At 67.2% G+C, this 7,056-nt stretch carries 8 protein-coding genes; 3 read left to right on the top strand and 5 right to left on the bottom strand.

All coding sequences use genetic code 11. From position 1 onward, the window contains the following. The coding region (locus HQ325_RS16355) for a hypothetical protein (protein WP_222630923.1) at positions 1–190 on the top strand (190 nt) is incomplete at its 5' end. A 411-nt stretch (positions 191–601) separates the two neighbouring features. Here the strand turns inward: HQ325_RS16355 and HQ325_RS16350 are convergent. Then, positions 602–1,297 (bottom strand): pyridoxamine 5'-phosphate oxidase family protein, encoded by a 696-nt coding sequence (locus HQ325_RS16350; protein ID WP_261778138.1) that lies wholly within the window; start codon positions 1,295–1,297, stop codon positions 602–604. 95 nt (positions 1,298–1,392) lie between these two features. Between HQ325_RS16350 and HQ325_RS16345 the strand changes: the two genes are divergently transcribed. Further along, a complete protein-coding gene (locus tag HQ325_RS16345) occupies positions 1,393–2,802 on the top strand; it encodes a PLP-dependent aminotransferase family protein (RefSeq protein WP_222630922.1) in 1,410 nt (469 codons plus the stop codon). 18 nt (positions 2,803–2,820) lie between these two features. Here the strand turns inward: HQ325_RS16345 and murA are convergent, their stop codons facing one another. Further along, positions 2,821–4,074 (bottom strand): UDP-N-acetylglucosamine 1-carboxyvinyltransferase, encoded by a 1,254-nt coding sequence (gene murA / locus HQ325_RS16340; RefSeq protein WP_222630920.1) that lies wholly within the window; start codon positions 4,072–4,074, stop codon positions 2,821–2,823. Positions 4,075–4,139: 65 nt separating this feature from the next. Between murA and HQ325_RS16335 the strand changes: the two genes are divergently transcribed. Continuing rightward, entirely contained in the window at positions 4,140–4,721 is a 582-nt protein-coding gene (locus HQ325_RS16335) for a cob(I)yrinic acid a,c-diamide adenosyltransferase (protein ID WP_222630918.1), read from the top strand. 24 nt (positions 4,722–4,745) lie between these two features. Here the strand turns inward: HQ325_RS16335 and HQ325_RS16330 are convergent, their stop codons facing one another. From HQ325_RS16330 to atpD, 3 genes are read right to left on the bottom strand one after another with little or no spacing between them, the layout of a single operon-like run. Beyond that, the gene (locus HQ325_RS16330) at positions 4,746–5,180 is read right to left on the bottom strand and encodes a DUF2550 domain-containing protein (protein WP_261778139.1); all 435 of its coding nucleotides are present in this window, start codon (positions 5,178–5,180) and stop codon (positions 4,746–4,748) included. A gap of 47 nt (positions 5,181–5,227) precedes the next feature. Further along, positions 5,228–5,596: a F0F1 ATP synthase subunit epsilon gene (locus HQ325_RS16325; RefSeq protein ID WP_027507214.1), complete on the bottom strand. Its 369-nt coding sequence runs from the start codon at positions 5,594–5,596 to the stop codon at positions 5,228–5,230. Positions 5,597–5,602: 6 nt separating this feature from the next. Next, positions 5,603–7,054: a F0F1 ATP synthase subunit beta gene (gene atpD, locus HQ325_RS16320; RefSeq protein WP_027507215.1), complete on the bottom strand. Its 1,452-nt coding sequence runs from the start codon at positions 7,052–7,054 to the stop codon at positions 5,603–5,605. Positions 7,055–7,056: the final 2 nt, after the last annotated feature.

Genomic DNA, 7,056 nt, shown 5'->3' with positions numbered 1-7,056 from the left:
GATCAAACTCTCCGTTGAAGACTCTTATCAACCCCCGGCTAGAAACCAAGAGCCAATGAAAACTAGAGAGCCAAATCCAGCAATAAAACTCACGCCAGCAATAACTCCATTGCTGACAAAAAAGAACTGGTCCCTCCCCGACGGGAAGAAGGAGAAGAACCAGCAAACCAAAACAAAATATTGGCACTGACATTCATCGACACACTGTTGAGTTCTCAAAGAACACGCACACACCACCACCACCCACACGAAGCGGGAGGATCCGGGGCAACCGTTCCAGCCTAACCACACCGCGACACCCGAGTCAAACACCAGGCACCACGTAGATCAGGAAAGTGGACTGTACGCTCAGCCTACACGAGGTGCAGACGAACCTTTTCTGTCCGATCGGTCATGCGACTCCGTCCCACCTCGTTCGCCCAGCCCCGTAAGGCCTTCGGTCGGTGTCCGTGTCGCTCTGACTCGAAGAAAGTTACGCCTGCGGACCGCTCCATGCAAATCGGCAGGTGCCCCTCGGTCTACGCGGCGTCGGCCCAGCTCAGCGCGTATATCGGGGCCCGCGCCCGCTCACCCTGGAGCGACAGCCCGACTATGACGCCGCTCACATCGGAGGGGATTCCGCGCCGATCTCGTCCAGATCGGGCGCCGGAACGGGTTCGCCGACCTGCGTCGTCAACGGGAGGACGCCGGCCCACACTCCCCCGGCGGCGATGTCCCCCTCGTCGTCGTTCGGTCCGCCCGACCGTGTCTTCACCGACGCCTCGTACAGCGGCAGTGCCACCACGCGAGTCGCGGCCAGCTCCTTGCGAGTGTTGGCCCTGACTACATCGGTCCGGCCGGGGACCAGCTTGTTCACGATGAGATCGAGTGCGACGGCGCGCTCGCCCTCGTCGTCCACGACACGGGGTGTCCCCCGCACCACGGCACTCCGGTAGTTCATCGAGTGATGGAACGCGGAGCGCGCCAGCACCAGACCGTCCAGCACCGTGATGCTCACGCAGACGTCACCGGGAGCGCCCAGGGTCGTCGCGGCCACCGAGCCGTGGAGGTACAACGTCCCTTCGGCATCGGGACCGTCCAGGTCGTAGGCGAACGCAGTCGGAACGACGAGGGGACTTCCCTGCACCACCACTCCGAGGTGACAGAGCTGTGCGGCGTCGAGCACGTCCGTCAGAGCAGCGCGATCCGCCCGAGCGCGAGCTCGGTTGCGTCGCAACGTCGTTCGGGGTGTCGGAGAGAGAGCTGTCGCCGTCGACGAGGTGTCGGGCCGCCGGCCATGGGCATCGTGCATCGTCATGCGAATCAGTGTGCGGGGCGAAGTGGTCCACCGTCACGGTCCACTTCGATACTGTTTGGCTGGACCACTTCGACCAGCGGGAAGGCATCGACGGCATGGCCTCACACGCGTTGCCACTCTCCGTGGACCGATCCTCGACGCGTCCACTCCCGTTGCAGATCGCCGACGCACTACGCACCGCCATCGTCGACGGACTTCTGGTCGCCGGAGATCGTCTCCCGTCGACCCGATCGCTGGCCGCAGAGCTGTCGGTCTCCCGCGGCGTCGCCGATCAGGCCTTCGACCAGCTCGCAGCAGAGGGATGGATCGAGGGCCGCGCCGGATCCGGCACGTTCGTCTCCCCCGACCTGCGCTCCGTCACACCGACCACCGCCGCCGTGTCTGACGCGCGTCCCCACGCAGAGGCGGACAGCGCTCCCCCCACGCTCGCGCTTCGACCGGGCATCCCCTGGACACCGCCCTCGGCGACCGCGGCATGGCGGCGGGCGTGGCGCATCGCCGGCACGGAGCCCGCTCCCCCTGGTTACCCCGATCCGGCGGGGCCCGTCCGTCTTCGCCGCAGCGTGTGTTCGCTGCTCGGCCGTGCGCGCGGAATGAGCGTCGATCCCGATCGCGTGGTCGTGACGACGGGTGCCACCCATGGGCTGACTCTGGCACTCGCGGCGATAGGCGCGGACCGTCCGGAACCGAGACCTGTTCTGGCGATGGAGGATCCGGGATATCGGACTGCGGCGTCGGCGGCGATCGCGATGGGCTGGGACCTGTACGACGTTCCCGTGGACGCCGGCGGCATGAGGGTCGACACGCTCGCGTCCACGCCCGAGACGACACGCGCCGTGTACGTGACACCGTCTCACCAGTACCCCACCGGCGGGACCCTCGACGTGGGACGCCGTGCTGCACTCATCACCCATGCGCGGAGCACCGACACCGTCGTCATCGAGGACGACTACGACTCCGAGTACCGCTACGACGTCGCGCCGCTCCCCGCGTTGGCGCACCTGGATCCGGATCGCGTCGTCTACCTCGGCACCATCGCCAAGACCCTGGGCGCAGGCGTGCGACTCGGGTGGATGGTGCTGCCGGCACACCTCGTCCGGCCGGTGCTCGACCACCGCCTGGCCACGGGCGACTTCCCGTCGACACCCCTGTGCTCGGCGATGGTGTCACTGCTCGACGACGGCGAGTGGGATCGCACGGTGCGAGCGGCGCGGCGGCGCTACCGTGATCGTGATGCGGCAGTGCGGGAGTCGTTGTCACCGTTCGGTGAACTCCGTGGCCTGGGCGCGGGAATGCACACCACCCTCGTCCTGTCACCGGGACGAGCGGAGGCGGTCGCCCGCGGCGCAGCACACCGCGGAATCGAGGTCCCGACCGTCGCGCTGTCCACTCGATCGCACACCGACGTGGGCGGGTTGGTGATCGGCTACGGCCGACTGACCGGTTCGGAGCTCCGAACGGCGCTCACCGTTCTGGTCGACGAACTCCGACGCCACCGCGACTGACGCGCAGCGGCGCGAGCGTCACTGCACGCGTTCGATGTCTCCGCCGAGATCCTGCAGCTGCTCGACGAACCGCGGGTAGCCGCGGTCGATGTGATAGACGTCGTGCACCTCGGTGGTGCCGTCGGCCACGAGGCCGGCGAGCACCAGACCGGCGCCCGCGCGGATGTCCGAGGACCAGACCGGTGCACTCGACAGCCGCGACACTCCGCGGACCACCGCGTGGTGGCCGTCCGTTCGCGCGTCGGCACCGAGTCGGATCATCTCCTCGACGAAACGGAACCGGGCCTCGAAGACGTTCTCGGTGATCATCGACGTGCCGTTGGCCACCGAGGCGAGACCGATCGCCATGGGCTGCAGGTCCGTCGGGAACCCGGGGAACGGGAGCGTGGCGAAGTTGACGGCCACCGGACGTTCCTCCTGCACGACGCGAAATCCGTCCGGGCGCAGGGTGACGGTGCTACCGGCTGCCTTGAGTTTGTCGAGCACGAGCGTGAGGTGTTTCGGATTGACCCCCGACACCGTGACGTCGCCACACGTCATCGCCGCCGCGATGCCCCAGGTCGCTGCCACGATGCGATCGCCGATGACGCGGTGTTCGGTGGGCCGCAGGCTGGGGACACCGATGATGGTCAGTGTGGGGGTGCCGGCGCCCTCGACGCGAGCGCCCATCTTGTTGAGCATCGCGCACAGATCGGCGATGTCCGGCTCGCGAGCGGCGTTGTCGATCACGGTCTCGCCATCGGCCAGAACTGCCGCCATCAGAATGTTCTCGGTCGCGCCCACGGACGGGAAGGCGAGCCGGATCGTCGCGCCGTGCAGCTTCTCCGCTGTCGCGACCACACACCCGTGCTCGATCTCGCTGTGCGCCCCGAGCAGCCGGAGACCCGACTGGTGCATGTCGAGCGGACGCGAGCCGATGGCGTCGCCGCCGGGCAGGGCCACCACGGCCTTGCGACACCGCGCGACCAGCGGTCCCAGGACACACACCGACGCACGGAACTGGCGTACCGCCGCGAAGTCGGCGTGATATTTGGGCTCTGCCGGGGTGGTGATGCGCACGGCGTCCCCCTCGAGCTCGACATCGCATCCCAGGCCACGAAGCACGTCGGCCATGAGGGGGACGTCGAGAATGTCGGGGCAGTTGGTGATGGTGGTCGTGCCCTCGGCGAGCAGCGCCGCAGCCATCAACTTCAGCACGCTGTTCTTCGCCCCACCGACCGACACATCGCCGGAGAGACGACTACCGCCGGTGACCAGGAAACGTTCACTCACGACGTCAACAGTAGAGGCATCGGTGGTCGATCAGAGCATCGGCCGACTGCCAGTAGGGTTGATCCATGGCGGTTCACCTGACCTCGATCTACACCCGTACCGGCGACGACGGCACCACGGGTCTCAGCGACTTCTCCCGCGTCTCCAAGAACGACCCGAGGGTCGTGGCCTACGCGGAGTGCGACGAGCTGAACGCCGCCCTGGGGCTGGTGCTGGCCGTCGGATCACCGCCCGCGGGCGTGGCGACGGTGCTGCGCCGGATCCAGAACGATCTGTTCGATGCCGGAGCCGACCTCTCGACCCCGATCCAGGAGAACCCGAAGTACCCACCGCTGCGCGTCACGCCGGAGTACGTCACTCGGCTGGAGACGTGGTGCGACGAGTTCAACGACACCCTCGCGCCGCTGACGTCCTTCGTACTCCCGGGCGGAACCGCAGCGTCCGCGTTCCTGCACCAGGCGCGCACGGTCGCCCGACGGGCGGAGCGGGCCGCGTGGGCCGCAGTCGAGGCGCATCCCGAGACGACGGGACCGCTGCCGGCGACCTATCTCAACCGGCTGTCCGATCTTCTGTTCATTCTCGGACGGGTCACCAACCCGGACGGCGACGTCCTGTGGAAGCCGGGCGGCGAGCGTTCGCGCGACTGACCAGACGCCCGAACAGCCGAGGTGTCAGGCCGGGCCGCTGCCCGGCATGTTGCGCTGCGACCGATCGGACGGCCTCGACTCGAGCCACGACGTGAACGCGGTGAACGGGCCGCGCTCCATGGCGATCTCGTAGCGGCGGTCCCCGGCGTCGAGTTCGACGATGGCGGTCTCGTCACTCATGATGTCGAACTCGGAACTCTCGGGACTGCGCCGCTCGCCCTGGACCAGGGTCTGACGGACCATGCGTCGGTCCGGGCCCGGGCGCAGACTCGACAACTTGTAGAACACGAGCACGTTCTCGCCGTAGCGGACGATGCCGTGGCGCCACCCGCTCCCCGCCGTGGCGGGAAGACTCCGCAGGATGACGGCGGTGCCTCCGCGGCGGAGCAGCACCAGTCGATACAGAAAAGCCGCGGCGAGCCCTCCGAGCAGCACGACCAGAACGACAAGCACTGTCATCCAGGACGTCATCTCTTCGGAACCCGCCGCGGCTTCTTCTCGTGTACCTAGGCCCGCTCGACCGCGCGAACACGCCCGCGTGCGATCGCGAGCGCCTCCTCGTCGTCGGAGCCCTCGGACAGCACGGATCGTGCAGCCTCCACGTCGATGTCCTCCGCGAACTCGGCGGACTCGGCGAGGATGGTGACCGTCCGGCCGGTGACCGACAGGAAACCACCGTGCACGGCGGCGACGCGCCGTTCACCGTCGCCCGTCGTGATGGCCACGGTGCCGCCCTCGATCAGCTGACCGAGAACCGGCTCGTGTCCGGCCATGATGCCGATCTCGCCCTCGGTGGTCTGAGCACTGACCAGCGTGGCCGTTCCCGACCACAGGCGCTCCTCGACTGCGACCAGTTCGACGTCCATCTCAGCCATCTCGGACTACTTTCCGGAGATCTTCTTGGCTGCGGCCTCGACGTCGTCGAGTCCACCGCAGCTGTTGAAGGCCTGCTCGGGAAGGTGGTCGTACTCGCCCTTGGTGACCTTGTCGAACGCCTCGATGGTGTCGGCCAGCGACACGACCGAGCCCTCTTCACCGGTGAACTTCTCGGCGACGATGAAGTTCTGGCCGAGGAACTTCTCCAGACGACGGGCACGGGAGACCGTGACCTTGTCCTCCTCGGACAGCTCGTCCATACCGAGGATGGCGATGATGTCCTGCAGCTCCTTGTACTTCTGCAGGATGCGCTTGACCTCGTTGGCGACGCGGAAGTGCTCGTCTCCGACGATCGACGCCTCCAGGATGCGCGAGGTGGACGTCAGCGGATCGACAGCGGGGTAGATGCCCTTCTGCGAGATCGGACGCGACAGCTCGGTGGTGGCATCGAGGTGGGCGAAGGTCGTCGCCGGTGCGGGGTCGGTGTAGTCGTCGGCGGGCACGTAGATGGCCTGCAGAGACGTGATGGAACGACCACGCGTCGAGGTGATGCGCTCCTGGAGCTCACCCATCTCGTCGGCGAGGGTGGGCTGGTAGCCCACGGCGGACGGCATGCGGCCGAGGAGCGTGGAGACCTCGGAGCCTGCCTGCGTGAACCGGAAGATGTTGTCGATGAAGAGCAACACGTCCTGGTTCTGCACGTCGCGGAAGTACTCGGCCATGGTGAGAGCCGAGAGAGCGACGCGCATACGCGTGCCCGGCGGCTCGTCCATCTGACCGAACACCAGGGCGGTGTCCTGCAGAACGCCCATCTCCTCCATCTCGAGGTGGAGGTCGGTGCCCTCACGCGTGCGCTCACCGACGCCGGCGAACACCGACGTGCCGGAGAACTCACGCGCGATACGGGTGATCATCTCCTGGATGAGCACGGTCTTGCCGACGCCTGCGCCGCCGAACAGACCGATCTTTCCGCCCTTGACGTACGGGGTGAGGAGGTCGATGACCTTGATGCCGGTCTCGAGGATCTCGGTCTTGCCCTCGAGCTGGTCGAAGGCCGGGGGCTTGCGGTGGATGCCCCACTGCTCGCCGTCGCGGCCGAGGCCGGGGCTGTCGAGGCAGTCACCGAGGGCGTTGAACACGTGGCCCTTGACGACGTCACCGACGGGAACCGAGATCGGCTTGCCGGAGTCGACGACGGGGGTGCCACGGACGAGGCCGTCGGTGGGCTGCATCGACACGGTGCGCACGAGGTTGTCGCCGAGGTGCTGGGCGACCTCGAGCGTCAGCGTCTTGGCGACGGCCTTCAGCTCGATCTCTGCGTTCAGCGCGTTGAACAGCGCGGGGATGGATCCACGGGGGAACTCGATGTCGACGACGGGACCGATGACGCGCACGACGCGCCCGTTCTCGGACGACTTGGCGCCGGAACCCGTGCTATCGGTTACTGCTGCGGTCATGT

Source organism: Rhodococcus sp. BP-349 (assembly GCF_019835845.1).
Lineage (GTDB): Bacteria > Actinomycetota > Actinomycetes > Mycobacteriales > Mycobacteriaceae > Rhodococcoides.
Note: the sequence above shows the minus strand (reverse complement) of the source record. Positions and strands in the feature narration are given on the sequence as shown.

Bases quoted from the DNA above. Each gene is read 5' to 3' on its own strand.
- HQ325_RS16350 (WP_261778138.1), bottom strand. From the start codon at position 1,297: ATGACGATGCACGATGCCCATGGCCGGCGGCCCGACACCTCGTCGACG.
- atpD (WP_027507215.1), bottom strand. From the start codon at position 7,054: ATGACCGCAGCAGTAACCGATAGCACGGGTTCCGGCGCCAAGTCGTCC.
- HQ325_RS16335 (WP_222630918.1), top strand. From the start codon at position 4,140: ATGGCGGTTCACCTGACCTCGATCTACACCCGTACCGGCGACGACGGC.
- HQ325_RS16325 (WP_027507214.1), bottom strand. From the start codon at position 5,596: ATGGCTGAGATGGACGTCGAACTGGTCGCAGTCGAGGAGCGCCTGTGG.
- HQ325_RS16345 (WP_222630922.1), top strand. From the start codon at position 1,393: ATGGCCTCACACGCGTTGCCACTCTCCGTGGACCGATCCTCGACGCGT.
- HQ325_RS16330 (WP_261778139.1), bottom strand. From the start codon at position 5,180: ATGACAGTGCTTGTCGTTCTGGTCGTGCTGCTCGGAGGGCTCGCCGCG.